The sequence below is a fragment of the Yinghuangia aomiensis genome (assembly GCF_039542225.1).
Taxonomy (GTDB): Bacteria; Actinomycetota; Actinomycetes; order Streptomycetales; family Streptomycetaceae; genus Yinghuangia; species Yinghuangia aomiensis.
Window position 1 is genome coordinate 418,105 of record NZ_BAABHS010000001.1, and the last position, 21,689, is coordinate 439,793.

Annotated in this window: 19 protein-coding genes and 1 pseudogene; 11 read left to right on the top strand and 9 right to left on the bottom strand. The window is 71.5% G+C overall.

What is annotated here, in order from left to right:
• Nucleotides 1–85: 85 nt before the first annotated feature.
• Nucleotides 86–850, bottom strand: coding sequence for an SDR family NAD(P)-dependent oxidoreductase (locus ABEA93_RS01770; protein ID WP_345673411.1), 765 nt, complete (start codon nt 848–850; stop codon nt 86–88).
• Between the two features lie 126 nt (nt 851–976).
• On the bottom strand, nt 977–2,194 hold the full coding sequence (locus ABEA93_RS01775) for a PASTA domain-containing protein (protein WP_345673412.1): 1,218 nt from the start codon (nt 2,192–2,194) through the stop codon (nt 977–979).
• 352 nt (nt 2,195–2,546) lie between these two features.
• On the opposite strand from ABEA93_RS01775, the gene ABEA93_RS01780 reads away from it, so the two are divergent.
• From ABEA93_RS01780 to ABEA93_RS01795, 4 genes are all read left to right on the top strand, one after another.
• Nucleotides 2,547–3,560, top strand: a complete 1,014-nt coding sequence (locus ABEA93_RS01780; protein ID WP_345673413.1) for an ABC transporter substrate-binding protein — start codon at nt 2,547–2,549, stop codon at nt 3,558–3,560.
• An 81-nt stretch (nt 3,561–3,641) separates the two neighbouring features.
• A complete protein-coding gene (locus tag ABEA93_RS01785) occupies nt 3,642–4,472 on the top strand; it encodes a Nif3-like dinuclear metal center hexameric protein (RefSeq protein WP_345673414.1) in 831 nt (276 codons plus the stop codon).
• A 180-nt stretch (nt 4,473–4,652) separates the two neighbouring features.
• The gene (locus ABEA93_RS01790; protein ID WP_345673548.1) at nt 4,653–5,396 is read left to right on the top strand and encodes a zinc ribbon domain-containing protein; all 744 of its coding nucleotides are present in this window, start codon (nt 4,653–4,655) and stop codon (nt 5,394–5,396) included.
• Nucleotides 5,393–6,724: a bifunctional RNase H/acid phosphatase gene (locus tag ABEA93_RS01795; protein WP_345673415.1), complete on the top strand. Its 1,332-nt coding sequence runs from the start codon at nt 5,393–5,395 to the stop codon at nt 6,722–6,724. Before ABEA93_RS01790 ends, ABEA93_RS01795 begins: the two co-directional genes overlap by 4 nt.
• 196 nt (nt 6,725–6,920) lie before the next feature.
• Here ABEA93_RS01795 and yaaA read toward each other — a convergent pair whose 3' ends face one another.
• On the bottom strand, nt 6,921–7,718 hold the full coding sequence (gene yaaA, locus ABEA93_RS01800; RefSeq protein WP_345673416.1) for a peroxide stress protein YaaA: 798 nt from the start codon (nt 7,716–7,718) through the stop codon (nt 6,921–6,923).
• A gap of 320 nt (nt 7,719–8,038) precedes the next feature.
• On the opposite strand from yaaA, the gene ABEA93_RS01805 reads away from it, so the two are divergent.
• Together ABEA93_RS01805 and ABEA93_RS01810 are read left to right on the top strand one after the other, a co-directional pair.
• On the top strand, nt 8,039–9,484 hold the full coding sequence (locus ABEA93_RS01805; protein ID WP_345673417.1) for an RNB domain-containing ribonuclease: 1,446 nt from the start codon (nt 8,039–8,041) through the stop codon (nt 9,482–9,484).
• A 667-nt stretch (nt 9,485–10,151) separates the two neighbouring features.
• A complete protein-coding gene (locus tag ABEA93_RS01810) occupies nt 10,152–10,361 on the top strand; it encodes a hypothetical protein (protein WP_345673418.1) in 210 nt (69 codons plus the stop codon).
• Nucleotides 10,362–10,375: 14 nt separating this feature from the next.
• Here the strand turns inward: ABEA93_RS01810 and ABEA93_RS01815 are convergent, their stop codons facing one another.
• Complete coding sequence (locus ABEA93_RS01815) at nt 10,376–10,906, bottom strand: NUDIX hydrolase (RefSeq protein ID WP_345673419.1); 531 nt, start codon at nt 10,904–10,906, stop codon at nt 10,376–10,378.
• Between the two features lie 23 nt (nt 10,907–10,929).
• Entirely contained in the window at nt 10,930–12,270 is a 1,341-nt protein-coding gene (locus ABEA93_RS01820) for an NsdA family TPR-like regulatory protein (protein ID WP_425584770.1), read from the bottom strand.
• A 456-nt stretch (nt 12,271–12,726) separates the two neighbouring features.
• On the opposite strand from ABEA93_RS01820, the gene ABEA93_RS01825 reads away from it, so the two are divergent.
• The 3 genes from ABEA93_RS01825 to ABEA93_RS01835 all read left to right on the top strand — a co-directional run bounded on the left by ABEA93_RS01825 (nt 12,727) and on the right by ABEA93_RS01835 (nt 14,974).
• Nucleotides 12,727–13,848 carry a methyltransferase domain-containing protein gene (locus ABEA93_RS01825; protein ID WP_345673421.1) on the top strand — a complete coding sequence of 374 codons (1,122 nt, stop codon included), beginning with the start codon at nt 12,727–12,729 and terminating at the stop codon, nt 13,846–13,848.
• Between the two features lie 112 nt (nt 13,849–13,960).
• Nucleotides 13,961–14,410 carry a Rossmann-fold NAD(P)-binding domain-containing protein gene (locus tag ABEA93_RS01830; RefSeq protein WP_345673422.1) on the top strand — a complete coding sequence of 150 codons (450 nt, stop codon included), beginning with the start codon at nt 13,961–13,963 and terminating at the stop codon, nt 14,408–14,410.
• A 9-nt stretch (nt 14,411–14,419) separates the two neighbouring features.
• Nucleotides 14,420–14,974, top strand: a complete 555-nt coding sequence (locus ABEA93_RS01835) for an NUDIX hydrolase (RefSeq protein WP_345673423.1) — start codon at nt 14,420–14,422, stop codon at nt 14,972–14,974.
• Nucleotides 14,975–15,181: 207 nt separating this feature from the next.
• On the opposite strand, the gene ABEA93_RS01840 is transcribed toward ABEA93_RS01835, so the two are convergent.
• Together ABEA93_RS01840 and ABEA93_RS01845 are read right to left on the bottom strand one after the other, a co-directional pair.
• Nucleotides 15,182–15,958, bottom strand: a complete 777-nt coding sequence (locus ABEA93_RS01840; RefSeq protein WP_425584771.1) for a nucleotidyltransferase — start codon at nt 15,956–15,958, stop codon at nt 15,182–15,184.
• 115 nt (nt 15,959–16,073) lie between these two features.
• Nucleotides 16,074–17,630, bottom strand: a complete 1,557-nt coding sequence (locus tag ABEA93_RS01845; protein WP_345673425.1) for an ABC transporter permease — start codon at nt 17,628–17,630, stop codon at nt 16,074–16,076.
• A 412-nt stretch (nt 17,631–18,042) separates the two neighbouring features.
• On the opposite strand from ABEA93_RS01845, the gene ABEA93_RS01850 reads away from it, so the two are divergent.
• A complete protein-coding gene (locus ABEA93_RS01850; protein ID WP_345673426.1) occupies nt 18,043–18,564 on the top strand; it encodes a hypothetical protein in 522 nt (173 codons plus the stop codon).
• A gap of 15 nt (nt 18,565–18,579) precedes the next feature.
• On the opposite strand, the gene ABEA93_RS01855 is transcribed toward ABEA93_RS01850, so the two are convergent.
• Nucleotides 18,580–19,254, bottom strand: a complete 675-nt coding sequence (locus tag ABEA93_RS01855) for a hypothetical protein (protein WP_345673427.1) — start codon at nt 19,252–19,254, stop codon at nt 18,580–18,582.
• A gap of 611 nt (nt 19,255–19,865) precedes the next feature.
• Here ABEA93_RS01855 and ABEA93_RS01860 point away from each other — a divergent pair.
• Nucleotides 19,866–20,240 (top strand): annotated as a pseudogene (locus tag ABEA93_RS01860) (ATP-binding protein); the annotation flags it as partial.
• Nucleotides 20,241–20,386: 146 nt separating this feature from the next.
• Here the strand turns inward: ABEA93_RS01860 and vph are convergent.
• Entirely contained in the window at nt 20,387–21,250 is an 864-nt protein-coding gene (gene vph / locus ABEA93_RS01865; protein WP_345673428.1) for a viomycin phosphotransferase, read from the bottom strand.
• Nucleotides 21,251–21,689 lie beyond the last annotated feature (439 nt).

Here is a 21,689-nt window from a genome sequence, read left to right on the forward strand (position 1 = left end):
GACGCCTCGTGTGACGTGCGGATTTGCCGGTGCGGCCGCTGCGCGCGCCGACCGCGTGCCGGGCCGGAATCGGCCCGGACCGGGGCTACTTCGGCTGGAATCGGATTCCGCCGTCGAGCCGGATCACCTCGGCGTTGAGGTAGCTGTTGGTCAGCAGTTCGTACGCGAGGCTCGCGAACTCCTCCGGCACACCCATGCGCTTGGGGAAGAGCACGGCCGCCCCCAGCGTGTCCTTGACCGTCTGCGGGGCGAGGTCGAACAGTGCGGTGTCCATGGTGCCCGGGGCGATCGTGTTGACGCGCACGCCGACCGCGGACAGGTCGCGCGCGACCGGCAGCGTCATGCCGGCCACGGCGGCCTTGGAGGCGCCGTAGGCGGCCTGGCCGATCTGGCCGTCGAACGCGGCGACGGAAGCGGTGCAGACGATCGCGCCGCGCTCGTTGTCGGCTTGCGGCTCGTTCTTCGCCATCGCGGCGGCCGCGATGCGGATCGCGTTGAACGTGCCGATGAGGTTGAGCTTGACGATGAACTCGAAGGGGGCGAGCGGGTGCGGGCTGCCGTCGCGGCCGACGGTGCGGGCCGCGTAGCCGGTGCCGGCGCACGCGACGAGCGCGCGCAGCGGCGCGGCCGCGACGGCGGCGTCGACGGCGGCTTGGACCTGGGCTTCGTCGGTGACGTCGGTGTTGGCGAAGATGCCGCCGATCTCGGCGGCGACCTTGGTGCCGCGCTCTTCGTTCTTGTCCGCGACGACGACGGTGGCCCCGCCGGCGGCCAGGCGCCGGGCGGTAGCCTCGCCGAGCCCGGAGGCACCCCCGGTGACGACGGCGGACGCTGCGGAGAGATCGAGCATGGTGGGCCCCCTCGGACGAGTCCTTGACTGAGACAAGTGCATTCCTGGGGTGGAGCATGGCACGACGGGGGTGGGGAGGCGCAACGGGGCCCGGGGCACCGGGGCTGCAGCCCGGCCGTCCTCGCCTCAGCCTTCCGCCGACACCTGCACCGCGACTCCGGCCCCCGCCGGGGTGCTCGGCGGCTGGTAGCCGATCGTCAGCGCCACGCGGGTACGTGCCGGGACCTGCGCGCCGGCGTCCGGCGACTGGGCGACGACGACGCAGCCGGGCGCGTTGAAGTTCCGCGCGCACGGGGACTTCGCGTCCGCGACCTGGGCGCTCGCCCGGAGCCCGGCGCCGTCGATCTCCCCGGCCGCAGCGGCGTATCCGTCCCCGATCACGCCCGGCACGGTCACCAGCGCCGGCGCCTGCGAGGACGGCGGTGCGGTGGTGCCCGGCGCTGTCGTCCGCGGCGGCGCCGACGCGGTCGTGGCCGGAGCCGTGGTCCGCGTGCGGGTCGCCGTCGCCGTCGCCGTGCGGGTGCGGCTCGCCGACGTGCTCGGGGCCGCCTCCGTCGTCGTCACGTCCGTCGGAGGGCCGCCGTCCGCGGGAGTCGCCGACACCGTGTCCGAGGCCGTCGACGACGGCGCCGTCGAGGTCGCGGCCACCGCCCGCGTCGGGTTCTTCTTCCCGCCGCCTCCCGACCCGGCCGCGGCCATCCCCACGATCAGCGCGGCGACGACCGCCACCGCCGCGACCGCGCCGGCGGCCATCATCCGGGTGCGCCGGGACCGCTGCGCCGCCGCCGCGGCGGCGCGCGAGCCCCGGGTCGGAACCGGGTCCGCGGCGCCGGGCGGCCGGACGACCACCCACGCCGCGGCGGCGATCCGCCGGTCGCGTGTCGACACCACCCGCAGCGGCAGTTCGATCTCGTCGTCGGCGCGCGCGTCCGCGGCCGTCCCCGCGCCGTCCGCGCCCGGGTCGCCGAACCAGCCGCCGACCCCGGTGAGCGCGCCGGACGGATCCCAGTCCCACGGCACCGCGTACCGCACCGTCCAGACGGAATCGCCCCCGGGCGAGGTCTCGCCGGGGGCGCCGTGGCGTTCGACCGTGACCCGGTCGCCTATCTCGCGTCGCAGTTCGAGGACGTACTTGTCCGGCTCGCTGCCCGCGTTGCGGACGGTCAGCCGTATCTCCACCGTGTCGCCGGGCCGCGCGAGCACTTCGTCCGGGGCGGCGGCGACTTGCACGGCCAGTGCCGGATCCCCTTCGCGCCGGCCTTCGAGATCCGCGCCGCAGCCGTACCCCGCGCAATACCGGTACCCCGGCTCGTTGTCGGTCCCGCAGAGGATGCAGTGCACCATCTGTTCCCGCCCCCTGTACGGATAGCGGGAGCCCGGGCCGTGGGTCGGCCCCGGTCGCCCCCGTGACGCTCCGGGTCGGACGCCGTTGTCGCGACGCTGCGGCGCGAGCCACCCCTGCCACACCCCGGGAAAGGGCGGCGGCCGCGTCGCCGGTCCTACACCTTCTGCCGGACGGTTGGGGGTAGTTGGCGGAACCGCCGCGCGAATCGTGGACCGCGGTGTGAGGTTTCTCCGCGTTGCAGGGGGTTGGTCGAGCCCTCCGATTGCTGATAGATAAGGTAAGCCTTACCGAAGATTTGCGGTGTCGGGTCGATGTCGGCCGTCCGCGCCCGTTCGATCCCCTGGAGCCTTCATGCGACCCACCCGCCGCACAGCCGCGCTCGTCGCCCTCGCCGCCTCCGCGGCCCTCGTCGTGACCGCCTGCGGCGACGACGGCAAGAAGAAGACCGACCAGTCCTCGGTGGCCGCGGGCGGCAAGGACTTCGGCGGGGCCGGCCAGGCCACCTCCGAGATGGGCACCGACGCCAAGCCCGGGCAGTTCCCGCGCACCGTGCGCACCGCGATGGGCGACGTCGTGGTCAAGGAGAAGCCCAAGCGCGTCGTCGTCCTCGACTCCGGCGAACTCGACAACGTCGTCGCGCTCGGCATACAGCCGGTCGGCGTCGCGTACACCGAAGGCTCGCCGCAGATGCCCGCGTACCTCGCGGACAAGGCGGGCAAGCCGGCGAACGTCGGCACCACCAACGCGCTCAACCTCGAGGCGATCAACAACCTCAAGCCCGACCTGATCCTGGGCAGCAAGCTGCGCGCCGAACAGCAGTACCCGCAGCTGTCCCAGATCGCCCCGACGGTGTTCTCCGTGCGCCCCGGCTTCACGTGGAAGGAGAACTTCCGCCTGAACGCCGCCGCGCTCGACAAGGTCGACGAGGCGAACAAGCAGCTCTCCGACTACGAAGCGCGCGCCAAGGCGCTCGGCGAGAAGCTCGGGCCGAACAAGCCGACCGTCACGATGGTCCGCTTCATGCCCGGCAAGATCCGCCTGTACGCGAACAAGTCGCTCATCGGCACCGTCCTCCAGGACGTCGGCCTCCCGCGCCCGGCCAACCAGAACATCGACGACCTCGCCGTCGAGGTCAGCGAAGAGCGCATCACCGAGGCGGACGCCGACCGCATCTTCGTCGGCACCTACGGCCCGGCGGACAAGACCGCCATCGCGAAGGTCACCGACAACCCGCTGTGGAAGAACCTCAACGCGGTCAAGAACGGCAAGGCCGTGACGGTCTCCGACGAGACGTGGTTCCTCGGCCTCGGCGTGGAGGCGGCCAACCGCATCCTCGACGACCTGGAGAAGAACCTCGCGGTGTGACCTCCGCGTAGCCCGCCCGTTCGTCCACAGGCCCGGTCTCCTCCGCCAAGGGGACCGGGCCTGTCACGGTAATCTCGACGCGTGCCCACGCTCTCCGACGTCCTCGCCGTCCTCCACCGCCTCTACGACCCCGCCTGGGCCGAGTCGTGGGATGCCGTCGGCCTGGTCTGCGGCGATCCGGACGCCGAGGTGCGCAAGGTGATGTTCGCCGTCGACCCCGTGCAGGCGGTCGCCGACGAAGCCCTCGCGTGGGGCGCCGACCTGCTGGTCACCCACCACCCGCTGTTCCTGCGCGGCGTGCACTCGGTCGCCGCGACCGGCTTCAAGGGCCGCGTCGTGCACCGCCTGATCAAGGGCGACTGCGCCCTCGCCGTCGCGCACACCAACGCCGACTCCGCCGACCCCGGCGTCTCCGACGCGCTCGCCGCCGCCCTCGGCCTCACGGTGACCGGCCCGCTCGACCCGAGCGCCGCCGACCCGGAGGGCTGCCGCGGCATCGGCCGGGTCGGCACCCTCCCCGAGCCGGAGACCCTCGCCGCGTTCGCCGCCCGCGCCGCCAAAGCGCTGCCCGCGACCGCGCAGGGCATCCGCGTCGCGGGCGACCCGGACCGCCTCGTGCACACCGTCGCGGTGTGCGGCGGCGCCGGCGACAGCCTGTTCGCGGCCGCCCGCCGCAGCGGCGCCGACGTGTACCTCACCGCCGACCTGCGCCACCACCCCGCGTCCGAAGCCGTCGAGGCGGGCAGCCCCGCCCTCGTCGACGCCGCGCACTGGGCCACCGAGTGGCCGTGGCTCGACCAGGCCGCCCGGGAACTGACCGCCGCGGCCGCCGCGTCCGGCGCTACCGTGGAGACGTACGTCTCCCGACTGCCCACCGACCCGTGGGTGTTCCACGTGCCCAGCCCCACCTGACCCGACACGGCCGGGTCGTTCGCTCGGTGCCCGACGCGACCCGTCCGGCCCGCCGCGCAGCCCGCCCGGCAGGCGGCCGCCGATGCCTCGGCCGCGCCGCCCGACCCGCAGCACCACGGGGCCGACCGGCCCCCGGCCCGAAGCACTTGGGCCTGAAACACTCGCGTGAAGGAGATCCCGCTGAACGCCGCGCCCGCCGACCAGCTCCGCCTGCTCGACCTGCAGGCCCTCGACTCGCGTCTGGACCGGCTCGCCCACCGCCGCCGGACGCTCCCCGAGCACGAGGAGATCGACCGCCTCGGCGGTCGCCTCACCACGCTCCGCGACCTCGTCGTGGCCGCGGAGACCGAGGACAGCGACGCCGCCCGCGAGCAGACCAAGGCCGAGCAGGACGTCGACCAGGTCCGCACCCGCGCCGTCCGCGACCAGCAGCGCCTCGACTCCGGGCACATCACCAACCCGAAGGAGCTGGAGAACCTCCAGCACGAGATCACCTCGCTCGCCAAGCGCCAGGGCGACCTCGAAGAGGTCGTGCTGGAGGTCATGGAGCGCCGCGAGGAGATCCAGGGCCGCCTCGCCGGCCTCGTCGCGGAGCGCGACGCCGCCCAGAGCGAGCGCGACGCCGCCGCGGCCCGACGCGACGCCGCGATCGCCGAGATCGACACGGAGAGCGCCGGCGACGCCAAGCAGCGCGACGTCATCGCCGCGGCCGTCCCCGCCGACCTGCGTGCGCTCTACGAGAAGATCCGCGAGCAGGCGCACGGCGTCGGCGCCGCGGCGCTCTACCAGCGCCGCTGCGAAGGCTGCCGCCTGGAACTCGGCATCACCGACCTGAACGCCATCCGCGGCGCCGCGCCGGACGCGGTCGTGCGCTGCGACAACTGCCGCCGGATCCTCGTCCGCACCGCAGAGTCGGGCCTTTGAGCACCCGGCGGTTCATCGTCGAGGCGGACGGCGGGTCGCGCGGGAACCCGGGGCCCGCGGCATACGGCGCGCTGGTCCGCGACGCCGCGACCGGCACGGTGCTGTGGGAGCGCGGCGAGTCCATCGGCAAGGCGACCAACAACGTCGCCGAATACCGCGGTGTGCTGGCCGGCCTCCTCGCGGCCCGCGGCCTCGACCCGGACGCCCCGGTCGAGGTCCGTGCCGACTCCAAGCTGGTCGTCGAACAGATGTCGGGCCGCTGGAAGATCAAGCACCCCGACATGAAGGTCCTCGCCGACGAAGCCCGCGCGGTCTACCCGCCCGGCCGGGTGACCTACACGTGGGTGCCGCGCGCCAAGAACGCGCACGCCGACCGCCTCGCCAACGAGGCGATGGACGCGGCGGCGCAGGGCAGGGAATGGGAGCCGAAGAAGCCGGTCGTGGCGGCGGACGAGGCCGAGGAAGCGTCGAACGCGGCGCCGGCGATGTCGGCGGCCGACGCCAGGGCGGCGGCTCGGGCTGCGGCGGCGGGGAGCCGTGCGGCGGGATCGAGCGCGGCGGACTCGGGTGCGGCGGGTTCGGGTGCGGCGGGTTCGGGCGCCGCGGGTTCGGGTTCGGGTGCGGCGGGGGCTTCGACTGCTTCGCTGGACGAGCCCGAGCTGCCCAAGTCCGTTCCGCCGCCCACTGGTTGGGGCCCGGACCTGGGGACGCCCACCACCGTGGTGCTGCTGCGGCACGGCGAGACGCCGCTGACCCCGCAGAAGCGCTTCTCGGGCGTGGGCGGCGACCCGGAGCTGTCCGAACGCGGCCGGTGGCAGGCCGAGCGCGCCGCCGAGCTGCTGGCCGCGCGCGGCACGATCCAGGCGATCGTGTCGTCGCCGCTGTCCCGCTGCCGGCAGACCGCGGACGCCGCGGCCCGCCGCCTCGGGCTCGACGTCCGGGTGGAAGAGGGCTTCCGGGAAACCGACTTCGGCGCCTGGGAAGGCCTCACCTTCGGCGAGGTCCGCGAGCGCTGGCCCGACGAGCTGTCCGAATGGCTGGTCTCGCCGGACTTCGCGCCGCCCGGCGGGGAGAGCTTCACCGAGGTCGCCCGCCGCGTCGTCGTCGCCCGCGACAAGGTCCTGGCCCACTACCCGGGCCAGACCGTGCTGATCGTCACGCACGTGACGCCGATCAAGACGCTCGTCCGGCTCGCCCTGGACGCGCCCGCGCAGTCGATGTTCCGCATGGAGCTGTCGGCGGCGGCCCTCACCGCGATCAACTGGTGGGCGGACGGGAACGCGTCGCTGCGGGTCTACAACGACACGTCGCATTTGCGCGGGGAGTAGCGCGCGGGGGAGCGGGCCCGGGGAGCAGCATTCGGGGGAGCGGGGCCGGGGAGCCGTCTCCGGGAGACCGGGACGCGGGGGGAGCGAGAACTGTTCGGCCCCGTACGCCGTTGTGCGTGCGGGGCCGAGTGCCGTCCGAGTACCTCCCGGGGCCTTCCGGTCGGGCGGCCGGCGTTCCGCGGGTGGCGGGCGCCGCTCAGATCTCGGCGACGACCACGTCGAGCGCCCAGGCCGAGTTGCGCTTGGCCGGTGCCTTGACCTCGACCGTCCACCCCAAGTCTTGCAGGGCCTCAGCGAGTTCCGCGGGGTTCCGGGGCTCGGTGCCGGTCTCCAGGAGCTGCCGGGTCAGCCGCCCCTTCGTCGCCTTGTTGAAGTGGCTCACCACCGACCGCTTCAACACACCGTCGACCGCGCGCTCGTGCAGCACCCGCACCGTGGCCGTGCGCGCCGCGACCTCGCCCTCCGGCCGCCACGCCGCCGCGTACGCGGCCGACCGCAGGTCCAACACCAGCCCGTCCCCGGCCCGTTGCGGCAGCGGCTTGGCCATCGCCTCGCGCCACAGACCGGGCAGGGCGTCGAGGCCCGGCAGGCGCACGCCCATGGACAGCCGGTACGCCGGCACCCGGTCCGAGGGCCGCAGCGCGCCCCACAGCCCGGAGAACACCAGGACGCTGCGGTCCGCGCGCTTGGCCGCGGCCCCGTCAAGCGTGCCGAGGCCGAGGGCGTCGTACAGCACCCCCGTGTACAGCTCCGACACCGGCAGCGTCGGCGCCTCCCGCAGCTCCAAGTTGCGCAGCACCTCGCCGCGCAGCTTGGGGCCGAGGCCGAGCACCTCCAAGGCCCCCATCTCGTCGCCCTCGCACAGCGTGATCAGCGAGTCGACGATGCGCTCGCGCGTCGCGTTGAGGTCGGGCAGGGAGAGCCCGGCGACGTCGAGCACGGGCCCCGTACTCCCGGCGGCCTTGCCTTCCGAGGGGGGCAGGAGGACGAGCACGGACGGAACTCCCAAGGCGTGCGGACGGACTGAGTGACGGACGTGACCGGATCGACGGGCGTGACCGACGGGACTGCCGGGACCGCCGCAACGGCGGCCCGACCGCGGATCCGACGGTGCGACGAACACCGGCACCGGGCGACGAGGCGTCCGGCGCGGCGACTTCGCGTCGGCGCGGCGTCCCTACCTTATGACCCGCCGTGACCGGCAACGCTCCGGATGGGCCACGTCGGTTTCCGCGTCGCCGTTCCCGGCCGCTTCTTCCCGGCCGGGTCCGTTTCCTCCGCTTTCTTTTCCGCGAACAGGCCTAAGCTCGCCCTGTGCCCCGACGCCATCTGCACCTCAAAGCCGCCGACGGCGAGCGGCTGCGTGCCGGGTTCGCCGCGCTCCGCGCCGACCTCGGATTGCCCGGCGCGTTCCCGCCCGCCGCCCTCGCCGAAGCCGACGCGGCGGCGGTGACCGGGGCCCGCACGGTCCCCGGCGGCCGGACCCGCCGCGACGCGACCGACCTGCCGTTCCTCACCATCGACCCGGCCGGGTCCCGGGACCTCGACCAGGCCATGCACCTCGAACGGCGCGGCACCGGCTACCGCGTCCACTACGCCATCGCCGACGTCGCCGCCTGGGTCACTCCCGGCGGCGCCATCGACACCGAGGCGATGCGCCGTGTCGAAACCCTGTACCTGCCCGACGGCAGCATCCCGCTGCACCCGCCGGTGCTCTCCGAAGGCCCGGCCAGTCTGCTCCCCGGCCAAGACGCCCCCGCACTCCTGTGGATCCTCGACCTGGACGCCGACGGCGAACTCGTCGGCACGGACGTGCACCGCGCCACCGTCCGCTCCCGCCGCCGCTTCGACTACCGCGAAGTCCAGCGCGCCGTCGACGCCGGCACCGCCGAAGAACCCCTCGCCCTGCTCCGCGACATCGGCCTCCTCCGCGAACGCGCCGAACGCGACCGCGGCGGCATCAGCCTGCCCATCCCGGAACAGGAAGTCGTCGAAGCCCGCGGCACCTGGCACCTGGAATTCCGCGCCCCGATCCCGGCCGAAGGCTGGAACGCGCAGATCTCCCTGCTCACCGGCATGGCCGCCGCCGACCTCATGACGTACGCGGGCGTCGGCATCCTCCGCACCCTCCCCGACGCCCCGGCCACCGCCCTCGCGCAACTCCGCCGGGTCGCGCGGGCGCTGGAGGTGGACTGGCCGGACGGGACCACGTACGGCGACGTCATCCGCGCACTCGACCCGGCCCGCCCCAACAACGCCGCGTTCCTCCAGGAAGCCACCGGCCTGCTCCGCGGCGCCGGCTACACCGCCTTCGACGCGGGCGTCCCCGAACTGGCCACCCACGCCGCGGTCGCCGACGAGTACACCCACGTCACCGCGCCCCTCCGCCGCCTCGTCGACCGCTTCGCCGGGGAGGTCTGCGCCGCCCTGGTCGCGGGCACGGACATCCCCGACTGGGTGATGGGCCGCCTCCACGAACTCCCCAAAGCCATGGAAACCGGCGACCGCAAGGCCCACGAAGTCGAACGCGAGTGCGTGGACCTGGTCGAGGCCGCGGTCCTGGAGCCCTACGTCGGCGAACACTTCGACGGCATCGTGGTCGACCTCAACGACCGCCAGGACGCGGGGACGGTACAGCTGCGCCGCCCCGCCGTCCGCGCGAAATTCGCGGGCCCCGGGCTGAAGCTCGGCGCACCGGCCCGGGTACGGCTGACGGACGCGGACCTGGGACGCCGGAGGGTACGGTTCGCGCCGGGGTGAGGGGGCGCCGACGGGGGGCGGGCTGCGGCGCGGGGTGCTGACGAGTTTCGGGCTCGAAGGCTTCGCCATCATCGCCCTCCGAGCCGCCGTGAGCTGGGGCGGATCTCTGCCTTTGGTGCGGTTGCGGGTGTGCAAGCGGTTGTCGGTCTTGCCGCGGGGTTGCGCGGCGCCGCCAAGGCGGCGCCGCGCCTACGAACACCCGCGTGGTTCGAGGGCAGCGGCTGGGGCTTGAGGACGGCACAGGGTTGCGCGCCGCGGCAAGCCGCGGCGCGCTGTCGGACCCGGGCTCGATGGCGTGGACGCCATCCTCGCCCGTGCTCCTCCAGCTTGTGTGGCAGTGGATCGGTCGTTGGTTGTGGCTGTTCGGCTGTGGTTGCAAGAGCCCTTCTGGGTTGCGCGCGCCGCCAGGGCGGCGCGCGCAGGCAGACTCGGGCTCGAAGGCTTCGCCATCATCGCCGCCAGGCCAAAGCGGGGTGGGGCGGATCGGCGTCTTCGGTGCGGCAGCAGGTTGTGTGTCCGTCGTCGGTCTTGCCGCAGGGTTGCGCGGCGCCGCCGAGGCCGCGCCGCGCCCACGAACACCAGCGTTGTTCGACGGCGAAGGCTGGGGACGGCACAGGGTTGCGCGCCGCGGCAAGCCGGGCGCACTGGCAGACCCGGGCTCGATGGCGTGGACGCCATCCTCGCCCGCCGATCATCAACCACGTGCGGCAGCGGCCCGGTCGTGGTTCCGGTCGATCGGATGTCGTTGCCGGAACCCGTCAGGGTTGCGCGCGCCGCCAAGGCGGCGCGCGCGATTCGACCCGGGTTCGAAGGCTTCGCCATCATCGTCCGCGATCAATTGCGTCCTGCGGTGCTGTCGATGTCATGGTGCAGTTGACGATGGCGTGTGCCTCACACCCCGCGGAGCCGGTGCAGCAGCAGAAGTCCAGTGACGGCATTGGCCGAGCGGACCTCGCCTCGGGCGATCATGTCGGGGGCGTCCTTGAGGGGCACCCAGTCGATGCGGTCCGACTCGAAGTCGTCGACGGGTGGACCGGTGTACTCACCGTGTTCAGCCCAGTAGACGTGGTGGACCGAGTCCGAGAAACCGTTCTGCGGTTCCACGGTGACCAGGTGCCGCAGCTCGTCGGCGCGCCAGCCCGTCTCCTCGAGCATCTCGCGTCGCGCCGCGTCCTCGATCGACTCGCCCGGCTCGACCGCGCCGGCCGCGAACTCGTAGCTCCACGTGTCGGTGATGAATCGGTGGCGCCACAGCATCAGGACACGGTCCTGCTCGTCGACGATCGTCGCGACCACCGTGGGAGAGTGCCGCAACAAGTAGTGGTCCAAGTGCCGGCCGTCGGGCAGTTCCACGTCGGCGAGCCTGAGACTGAACCACGTGGTGGTGAAGACATCCTTCTCGTCGAGGTTCCGCCACTGCATGCGTGGAGCTTCCTTTCGTCGACCTAGAACGGCATCGCCAACGTCGTCTCTACCCGGTCCAGCACGTCACGGACCGCCGCCGCGTCGGCATGTCTGCCGAGTTGCCGTTGCACCCGCCGCAGATGCTCGTGCAGCCGTCGGGACTCCATGCCTTGGAGCGCATCGAGCATCAAGTTGGTCGTCACGGCAGCGCGGTCGAGTTCGCCGCGGGCCAGTGCAACGCGTGCGACGGTGCCCAGCCGATGCACCTTGCCGCGGGCGTGCGCGTCGAGACGCATGGATTCCTCGGCGTACGCCTGGGCAGCCGAGGTGTCGTTGAGCCGCAGCAGCGCCTCGGCGCACTGGGCCTCGACCAGTCCTGGCTGGACGTAGCCGGTCTCCGGCGGCTCTTCGGTGCGGCGGATTGTCGCGGCGCGGGCCTCCGCCTCGCGCATCGCGTCGTGGGTGCCGGCCTTGTCGTGTATCCGGGCGTGCGCGTTGGCCTGCATGGCGAACAAGTCGGCGGCGAGCGCGGGCGACAGATGCGGGCCGGCCGTCCTGACGCCTGCTTGAACGAACGCCATTGCTTGCCGGTACTCGCGGAGGTGGAGTGCCTGGTTGACGAGCAGGGCGATGACGTATCCACCGAACGCGCGGTCACCGCCGGCCTTGGCCATCCGCAATGCCTGGTGGAAGTACTGCTGCGCCGTTCGTTGCCGATCGGAGTCGTACGCGCAGATGCCCGCGATTGCCACTACTCCGCCGACAGCACGGAGCAGTTCGCGGCCGGTCTCGTCGGAGTAGCTGCCGCGGATGGCAGGTGCGGCATAGTCGTTCAGGAATGCGACCACCCGGCGATGCGTAGCGGGTCCGCCGGCCTGCCGGTACATCGCCTCGTAGTGGGTGCGTGCGCCGCGCAGCACTTCGAGGTCGCCGTCGTCCACGCGAACATGCCCGCGGTGCGAAACGTCGAGGTCGTGCGGCGGGTTCTCCCACTGCCACACCGCGGCGACCGCCGAAAGACCCCTCAGCGCGTCGGGGTCGCGGTCCTCGTCGGGGCGATGGCGGTCGGCTTTCCACATTGCAGGCGCGCGCTCGATGTAGGCAGAGAGTGGTACGGCCGTCGGGTCTGTCTCTCCGGCCCGAGACATGCCCACATCCTCCGGGCACACCGGCCGCCGCAATCGGGCGGCCAGCACCTGGCACACCAACTCGACAGCCCACTCCCTGGGTCGCTGCCCACGAAGCCACCGGCCGACCGCCGTGTGGTCGTACTGCGCCTTCCGGCCTTGCACGTCGGCAAGTTCGTTTACCCGCATGGCCAGACTTCGTCGCGACATTCCGGCTTCGTCCATCACGACGCCCAGCAAGCTGTTCGGGCTCATCACGCCCCCACCCGATCGGCCCGTAGTCGACTTCATGCCGAGAGTAACGACATAGCGTTCACACCATGTGTGAATCGCGTGCCCTGGCCGGATCCACGCACATCTCCCAGTGGCGTCGTCGAGGCGCGACGCTCAATGTCCCAAACCGCGCCTGCGCCCGCGGAGGGACACCACCGAGATGACCACCAAGAACCGCAGCGGCTCGTTGCTCGTAAGGACGGAATGATGACCGCCGACCGGCACCGGGGCCCACGCGCCCCCATCGTGGAGCCCCCAATCCCGCCCCCACCTCCGCCACCTCCGCCACCGACACCACCGAACTGACCAGCCGAGCGGTACGACACGGAAAGGAGCGCCAGATGCCGGAGCCCGACCCGAACCCGCGGCCGAGTCTGCCGCCGGGGAAGCCGGAGCAGGATGGGACCCCGCCGACCGGACCCGGGAAACGCAGGAAAGATGACGAGTAAGGAACAGGTGGGCGGGGTCGGGGAGAACATCTCCTTGGCCCTGCTCGGCCGTGACCGCGCCCCATTCATCCCGGCCGTCTTCCACGACGATGTCCTCGTCGACCGGGCGGTCGATGCGGAGCGGTGGCGCGCCGCGGTGAATGCGGACGCGGTGATTGTCACGCAGTGGAACGACGGGGTCGAAGACGCGGCCGGGGAGCGTGTGGCGACCTGCTCGTGTTCGATGCCGACGACGGTGCGGAAGATGGTGGACGCTCTTGATGTCCGAGAGGGCCATCGGGTGCTGGAAGTCGGCACTGGGACGGGCTACACCGCGGCACTGCTGCGGGACCGCGTCGGGCCCACCGGCCATGTCGTCTCCGTCGAGGTCGACGAGGGCCTCGCCCGCATCGCGCGGGAGAACCTCGCTGCGGTTGGCGTCGACGTCCAGGCCGTCAGCGGTGACGGACTTGACGGTTATGCCGAAGGGGGGCCGTACGACCGGGTGTTCGTTACCTGCGGGATCCGCACGGTACCGGCCGCATGGCTGTCCCAAGCGGTGACCGGAGCACGGATCGTCATGCCGTGGGGGACGCAGTTCATGCCGTCACACGATGTGTTGGTGGCTCTGGTGAAGGCAGCCGACGGCAGTGCGTCCGGCCGGTTCGCCGAAGGGCTGAGCTATATGAAAGCCCGGTCGCAGCGGACCGCGTGGCCGACGTTCCCCGAAGGGTGGATTGCGGCTGCCAGGTCGGGCGAGTCGGACGTGCCGGCCTCGACCGTGGACATCGGGAGCGTCGGATTCATGCCGTTGGTCGTCGGCTTCGCGCTGCCCGACGTCATGACGACCGTGCTGGAGAACGACGGATCGACGACCCGCTACCTGTACCGCAATGGATCGGACGGCGAGTCTTGCGCGGCGGTGACGTACGCGGACGGGTCGCCGACCGCCACGTACACGTACGGTCCGGACGACTTGGCGGGCAAGTTCATCGCTGCTGCCGAGTGGTTCCGGGATCACGGTCGCCCGGAGCCGGAAGGCTTCGGCCTCACGGTGACCCCGGACGGGCAGCGCGTGTGGTTCGGGACGCCCTATGGACCGACCTCGCCGAAGCGCCCCGCGGCAGGCTGAAACGCCTCGCACGCCCGAAACGACGGAGGATCTCGGTCCTGGTTCTCCGGGTTGCCCCCAGGACCGAGATCCGGTCTGTGGAGCCGACCTCCAGTGGTTCCCTGCGCAGACGATGAAGGCAGCCCAGGGCTTCACTGTCGCCCGCGACCGCGAACGAGCCCTCGGCGAAGCCGGGCTCGTCCTGTGCGCGACCGGCGACCACGCTCTCCGCGGCGATGACTTCCCCATGCTCCGCAACGGCGCGTACGTCGCCACCGTCACCAGCAGCGAGGACGAACTCGAACTCGCCGGCCTGCCCGACAGCTACAGCCGTGTGACCGCAGGACCGTACGTGCCCCGTCACCAGACCACGGGCCACTACTTCTACCTGCTGAACAACGGCGACGCCGTCAACTTCCTGCACGGTGCTGCCGTGGGGCCGTTCATCTTCCTGGTCCAGGCCGAGATCCTGGCGGGTTTGGCGATGCTCGCCCGCGTCGGCTGGGATGCCGGTATGCGTGAAGTCGGGACCTCCGACCGGGCTGTCATCGCAGCCGCATGGCTCAACACCTTCAACCGATAGGGAGCCCCCATGCCCATCACGAACGAGCACATCCGCGCCACCGTCGACAGCTACCTCCACGTCCATCCCGGCGAGAGGAAGAGCCTCGCCCTCGTCCTCGACCTGTTAGAACAAGGGGTCGAACTGGCGTCCCGCAAGGAGTTCCGCGGGCACGTGACCGCCGGAGTCGTCCTGATCGGTGCGGACGGCCGCGTTCTCCAAATCCGCCACGTCGCCCTCGACAAGTGGCTGTTCCCGGGCGGGCACGTCGAGGCCGAGGACACCACCCTCGCCGACGCCGCGCTTCGCGAGCTGGTCGAAGAGACCGGCATCGACGGCGCGAACGTCGTCCTCACGGGTGAACTTCCCGCCCACATCGACGTGCACCCCATCCCCGCGAACATCAACAAGAACGAACCGGATCACTGGCACATCGACTTCCGGTTCCTGTTCCGCACGACCAGCGACATCGGGAACCTCCAGACCGAGGACGTCGACGACTTCTGCTGGAGGTCTCGCGGCGCCATCAGCGACGGCGAACTCAGGGCACACATCGAAGCCGCACTGAAGCCGGCGACAGCCTGAACGGAAGAGGCCGCCCCACCCGGCTCCTCGCGGAACCCGGGTGGGGCGCGGTGCGGCGCGACCGGAACAAGATGCCGTGCCTGCGCTTGACCGCGTGTTGGGTCGTTCGACCGGATATGCCTGTGTGTGTGGGGGGCTAGCGGAACCTGGATGCGCACAGCGGTCGGCTGCCCGCGACAGCGCGTGCGGCCGAGGGGCGCCGTGGAGTCAGGGCCGGGGTGTCTTGTGTCCGTGGACGGTGGTGTACTCCGCCGCCAGCCACGGACCGAGGTCTTCGATGAGCATCGTGAGGACCGCCGGGTCCGAGGAGGCCGTGCGGGCCACGGTCGCTGCCTGGTGCATCTGCTCGGCGCGCTGCGGGTAGTAGCGGCCGAACACCTCGGCTGACTGGGGGAGGTCGCTGGTCCAGCCGCCCCAGCGCGGCATCACCAAGGTGAGGCCGGTCCGGACGATTCGGCGTGCGACGCCGCGGCTGAGAGCGCGGCGCTCTGCGGGGCTGTCGGCCGAGGCCGCCTGTGCGCGCCAAGGCGCGAGCGCGAGCTCCAGGTCGCCGTTGGTCTCGCGGGCGAGGAGGGCGTCGGGGCGGTAGCGGGGCAGTTCAGGGGCGAGATCGGTACCGAGCAGGGGGGTGCACAGGCAGGCGACGAACCAGCCCAGGTCGTGGCGTTCGAGGTCGCTCAGCAGCGTGCCGACGCTGAAGAGGAGCACGCCGGCTCCGTCGATCTGCGCAAAGGCGGCGTCGAGCGAGGATCCGAGCCTGTCGGCGTCCTCCCGGTCGGCTCGGGAGGGTTCCCTGCGTAGCGCGAGGAGAAGGTCGAGGTCGGAGACCCCGGGGATGGAGGTGCCCCGGGGGATGCTGCCGTAGAGGTAGGCGCTGTGCAGCCGGTCGGCTCCGAAGACCTCGGCGATGCGCGTGCCGGCGGCGGCGACCACTGGCGCGAACACCTCGTTCACACCGTCCAGCGAGGGCACGCACCAGCTCATCAAGGGTGAACCAACATGAATGAGACGCCCTCTCAGATGATTCGGCGATGCGTCGCGTCGCGGAACCGGTTGCGCACCCGCTGGCGAGGACCGCGGATCGGCGATGGCCTTCCAGTTATCCGGCGTGCGGTTCCATGGCGAGTTGCTGGCCCCCTCGTTGGCGCGATCGCCGTGCGGGCAGATCCATCGCGTCGCCGAGCGAGAATGCGGTTGCTTCTGGTGAGCGCGGGCTTTGGCACGGGACAGTCAGGCGTGTCAGGGGAGGCATCCCGATCGCGGCTGCGGAGACTGCGGCCAATTCCGGTGTGTCCGCCAGGCGCGACGGCTGGGCTGTGGGCGCTTCTGTGCGATTCGACATGCCGTACGGCGCCAACGACCGTGCCAGGGCGGGGCCGGCCGCGGCGAACGCCCGCTGTTCTTCCCTCGGTTGGTCCGCCATCCTGGCCAGGCGCCGCCACACCGGTGCCGCGGACGGACTGTCCACGCTCATGCGCGACAGGGCCGCGTCCAGGTCCTGGATGACGCGCCGGTTGCTCCGCGACACCAAGGCGTCGAACAGCTCGGCAACGTCAGGTGCGAGTCCGGGATCACGGGCGACCCACGCGCGGGCCACCCTCGTGAACCGGTCCTGGCCGCTGCGCAGGATGCCGAGCCAATCGCGGCCTGCGTCGCGGTCGGTCGCCGCATCGGTCGCCGCGTCGCGCACCGCTAAGAGCCCGGCGGACTTCACCGCTTCGCGCACCAGCGGGTCCCTATAGCGCTCGGACACCAAGACTGGGTTGATCCCGTCCAACGGTTTCGGATTGAACCGGTGATTTCGCTGCCGGGGCCCCTGGTCGTCGATCCCGATCGGGGTGTCTTTCGGGCCGTGCAGCGTCTCCTCGATCGTGTACAGCGCGTCTGAACTGCCGAACGTCAGACCCACCTCGGACGGCAGATATGACTTGGGAGTTCCCTGCCACGTCTCATCGGCGTGCAGATGCAGGGCGTAGCCCTGCTTGTTCCCGGGGTGCAGGTCGTGCGGAGATGCGGCGAAGAACGTGTACCTCCCGTGGAAGTCGACTTCGGGGTACAAGCCGGCCAGCATCTCCTGAATCGTGCCCTTGTACCCGTCGTCGACCAGGGTCACCGCGCCGCCGGCACCACCCACGGCCACACCCTCGCGGCGCAGGTAGGCGGTCAGCCGCTCGGACGCGCCATCGACCAATGCCCGGTCGACCCGGTCCGCCACACGGAGGCGGAAATAGTCGAGCCCGGGGAACCGGGCCCGGTGGTTGCGCTCGCGATCCTGCAGGGCGGACTCGACGACAACACGCGAGAGCACCACTTCAGTGCAATGCGCGGCGAAGAACTCCGGGTCCAGGACACGCGCCGCGATCGCGAGGGGATGACCGTCGCGACCGACGAACACGATTCTCCGGGAAGGGTCTTGCTCAACGTCGTGGCGCAGGTCCGGAAGCATCTGCGCCACGACGGAGACGATGAACGGCGCGTTGGTACCGCGGAAGATCCTGTGGGCCCGTGTGACGGTGTCGCGCTGCCCGGACGACTCCAGACGGCACGCGTCGATGACGCCCGCCACGTCGGCGAAGCCCGCAACGAGCGATTCCAACGTTCCCCCAGCGCGCCACGGTCGCCGCAATGTCGACGCGGCAAGGACAGCGAAAATCACCGCAGAACGATGATCGCTCGTACGCCAGGCTACGGAACACCGCCATCCGACTGCGCCCCGGTCAGCCTGCCGATCGATAACCACCGCTCACCGAACTTGAGCAGGTTGCTTTGGTCGGGGACGCGCCAGGACGCCGGTCCGTGGAGGAGAAAGCAGTCGCCGGAGTAGATCGCCGAGCCTGGGACCGGGTCGAGTTGGAGAGGGCATGTGGTGTCCGTTTCCAGTCCGTTCGCCCTGCGGCCGTGGACACCGTCCAGGACGGTGGTGTTCGGTGGAGGCGGGAGTCCGACCGGAGCCGGGGGAATCAGCCGTGGACAGTGAGGGCTGGCTCGAAGATTGGTACCGCAGGGCCGGCGCCGGGTGGGGCGGATGGGACGAAAGGGCGGGGGTCGTCGGTTGCCTCGCTGCCGCCGTGGTGTTCGTGCTCTCGGGTGTGGCGGTCGTGGTGGCGGTGACGGGTCCCGCGTCCTGGAAGTCTCCGATCGTGGTGTCCGCAGGATTGTGCTGGTACGCAGTGCTCGTCGTCGGCGCCCACCTCATGGCGTTCTGGATGGTGGTCGAGGGCGGTGCCGACGCGTGGCGGCCTGCGCTCCGGAGGCGCCGCGAAGTCCGCGCCGCAGTCGCGGGACTGAGCCTTCTGCGGCGCCTCCGGGTCGCACGGCAGGTTCGCCGGCGCCAGTGGGAGGAGCGCCGGGCGGGGTGGGCGCGGGAGTCGTGGACGAAGCCGGACGGCCCGACCGGATGGTGCGCGGTCGTGGTGTACTCCAGCGCGCCCGTCGCCTATGCGGGCACCGCCGCGGTCTTGGTCGCGCACGGTGCCGCAGTGTCGGCGGTCGGCTGGGTCAAGCTGACAGCTCTCCCTTTCGTAGCGGCCGGGGGTGCCGTGCTGGCTTGCGGCATGCTGCTGTGGCCGTTCGACCCGCGTCACCGCTGACACCCTGGGGTGCGGTCACAGGAGGTGGCGGCCGAGGAGTTCGGAGCGGACGTAGTCCAGGAGTTCGGCGGTGAACGCGTGCCATGCCCGGCTGTCGTGCAAGGACGGGGCCGATGCTGCGAGGTGGTCGATCAGCGTGGTCCACCCCGGGCTTGCGGGTGGGCCGCGGTGCGGCCCGGGGCTCGTGTCCGGCGGGCGGGGCCTGCTGCCGCGCAGGTGGGGGAAGGGGTCGGGCGGGGGCTCACCCCGCCAGTCGGCGAGCACGTCCCCGACAAGCTCGCGGTGGGTATAGACGCGTGTGCCAGCCGCGTAGGAGCGCATCTCGTGGTGGTAGTCCCGCAAGGAGGGTGCGATAGCTTCGACTTCCCGCCACACGTCGTCCGACCACGGGCCGAGTCCCACCGTGGCGGCCAGGACCATGCGCTGCCGCTCCCGGACCGCCCGGTCGATCGCGAACAGAACGGCGCCGAGCCGCGGGGTCAAGGCGCGCCCGACCGCAGTGTGGCCGAGCGGCCACCAAACCGGGACCCGGAGGGGTTTCGCGTCCGTCGACAGATGGATCGTCATCGATCCGAACCCCGGCCGGTGCTCGCCGTCGGGCGCGTCCAGCTCGGTGCCGATGATCTCCGCGAGAGGAAGACGCCGCGTCCGCAGCCAGGGCAGAAGGCGCCACCAGCGGGTCAGGAACACAGTGTCCCCATCGAAGCCGAGCGTCCCGAAAAAGGCCCGCGCGGTCACCCGCGTCCCGACCACCCCAAGCCGCGCTTCCCGTGATCCGTCCATCAGGCCCCGTCCGACGACGCGACGACGTCGGACCACTTTGGCGCACACGGGAGTGCACCCGCAACGCGCACACGACGGCCACCTGCTCGGCGGCGGCGTCGAGCACGACCGCCGACGCGCGCGCCCGGGGACCCGCTCGAACCCCTCGGCCGTTCCCGCGGTCGCACCGCTGCACGCTGCCCGGTAACGGGGCGTTGCGCGGCCGGGAGTGTCTCCCGGGGGCGCGGCCGGCCCCGATCAGGGGCGGGCCGGGTCAAGGGCGCATCTGGTACCGCGCGGACCCGATGCCGGCGCGGAGGGGGGCTGGTCGGCGGTCCCGGCTCGGTGCCCAGATCCGCGACCGCACCCGGTAGCGGCCGCTCGCCTTGCACCGCCAGACCGACCTGGAACAGCGCCCACTCGACGCCGTAGGCCACAGCCATGCCGAGCACAACGACATCGGCCGCGACAGCAATCGTGTCGACGACGAGCACCGTCACCACGTCCAGCGCGAGGACACGGCCGGTAGGCATCAACGGATCCGACATGAGGTCACCGCGCGGAAACTCGCCGACTGGGGCGCCGAGGGGCTGGCGATCACCGCCGAACTCATCGTCAGCGAACTGGTCACCAACAGCGTGCGCTACGCCCCCGGAGCAGTCGAACTGCGCCTCATTCTCCGCGAGAACACCCTGGCCTGCGAAGTCACCGACACCAACAGCGCGGCGCCACGCCTGCGCCGCGCCCACGACGACGACGAAGGCGGACGCGGCCTGTTCCTCGTCGCACAGCTCGCCCAGGACTGGGGAGCCCGCTGGAACCCCCACGGCAAGACCATCTGGGCAGAACTCCCCCTGATGGCTGACGAGTCCGACACCGCGCGCGCGCTTCCGGGCGCGCCACGGACGCATTGATGCGAGCGGGTCGGGTCAGCGGCCGAGCGCGCCGCCGCACCGCATCATCCCGGCCGACGGTGAGTCCGTCGTCGTCGTGACCGCACAGGTTCGTCCGGGTTGCTGTTGCTGTGAAGTGCTCGATGATGCTGATGTGCCGGTGTGCATCAGCGATACTGGGCCAGGCCGTCCGCGAGTTCTTCTTCGTCGCCGTCGCGGATGGCGTAGAGGGCTTGCTGCAGGGCGAATGTGCCGCGGATCGCGGCGATGCGGGTGAGGAGTCCGTGGTTTGACCAGCTGCCCAGTGCGAGCACCCGCTCCAACAGCTCAGGGCCGTAGCTGGCACCGATGGCTGCGAGGTCCTCGGCCGGGTCGCCGAGTGTGACGTCGTCCCAGTCGAGTACTCCGGAGAGGCGCGGCAGGCCGTGCGTCCACTCCCACAGGACGTTTTCGGCACCGAGGTCGCCATGCACTACTGCTCGGGTGACGTGGGGAAGGCTGTCGAGTGCCGCGAGTTCCCTCCCGGCCCGCAGGCATCCGCTGTCGGACATGAGCGGGAACAACTCCGCGCGCACGTTCTCCGCGAACCGCCGCCACCGGCCTTCTGCTGCCGCAGGGAGAACTGCTCGTACCGTCTCGTCGGTGCCGACACGGGCCAGACCGGACAGCAGGGTGGCGTACTGCGCCGCCACGGTGTCGGCCACGTGGGCATCGTTGAGGGCGCCGGTCTGCAGCGGTTCCCCGGGAATGCGGCTGAGTACGAGGAACGGCGCCTCGTCGGTACCGTGGGCGCCACCCTGCAGCAGTGGCTCAGGCGTGCGGAAGCCGAGGCCGAGGCCGGCGAGTGCGTGTAGCGCGGCCACCCGCTGGGGCAACCGGGCGGCCGCTGCCCGGGTGCGAGGCAGGCACACGACGCGGTCTGAGCCGATGACCACGATGTGGAATTGCCCCTGACGTACGGCAAGGTCGCCCGGTTTGTCGTCGGGCAGTAGACGGCTCAGCAGAGCGCGATGCGTCGTACGGATGCTCAACGAACGTGTCCTCTTGATCCTTGTCGGTCAGTCTGTGCACCCGCACAGGCTCGGCCGCCACATCTCCAGCACTCAGAACGGACGTCACCGCCCATCCAACCGCTCCAACTACCGACCCGGCGAACCTATTCGGTCACCGCACCAGGGCGCGTATTGAGTCGTGACCACTGCGGGATAGGCCTTCGCGGAGGGGGCCTGATCTGGGAGACCGTCTTGCATGACACGAGCCCAACTGACCACCCCGGAAGCCGATTCCGATGGCGGGCGGGGCCGCAATGACATCGGCCTTCCAAGGCCGATACCAGAGGCCTGATGTGGGCCCGAAGGGCCTGTGGCTGACGTTCGTGGACGTGGAGTACAACCACGACGCCACCAAGGTCGTCGCCCGCTACCCAGGACGTGTAGATGCCTGGACGTGGGTACAGGTCGACGGCCTGAG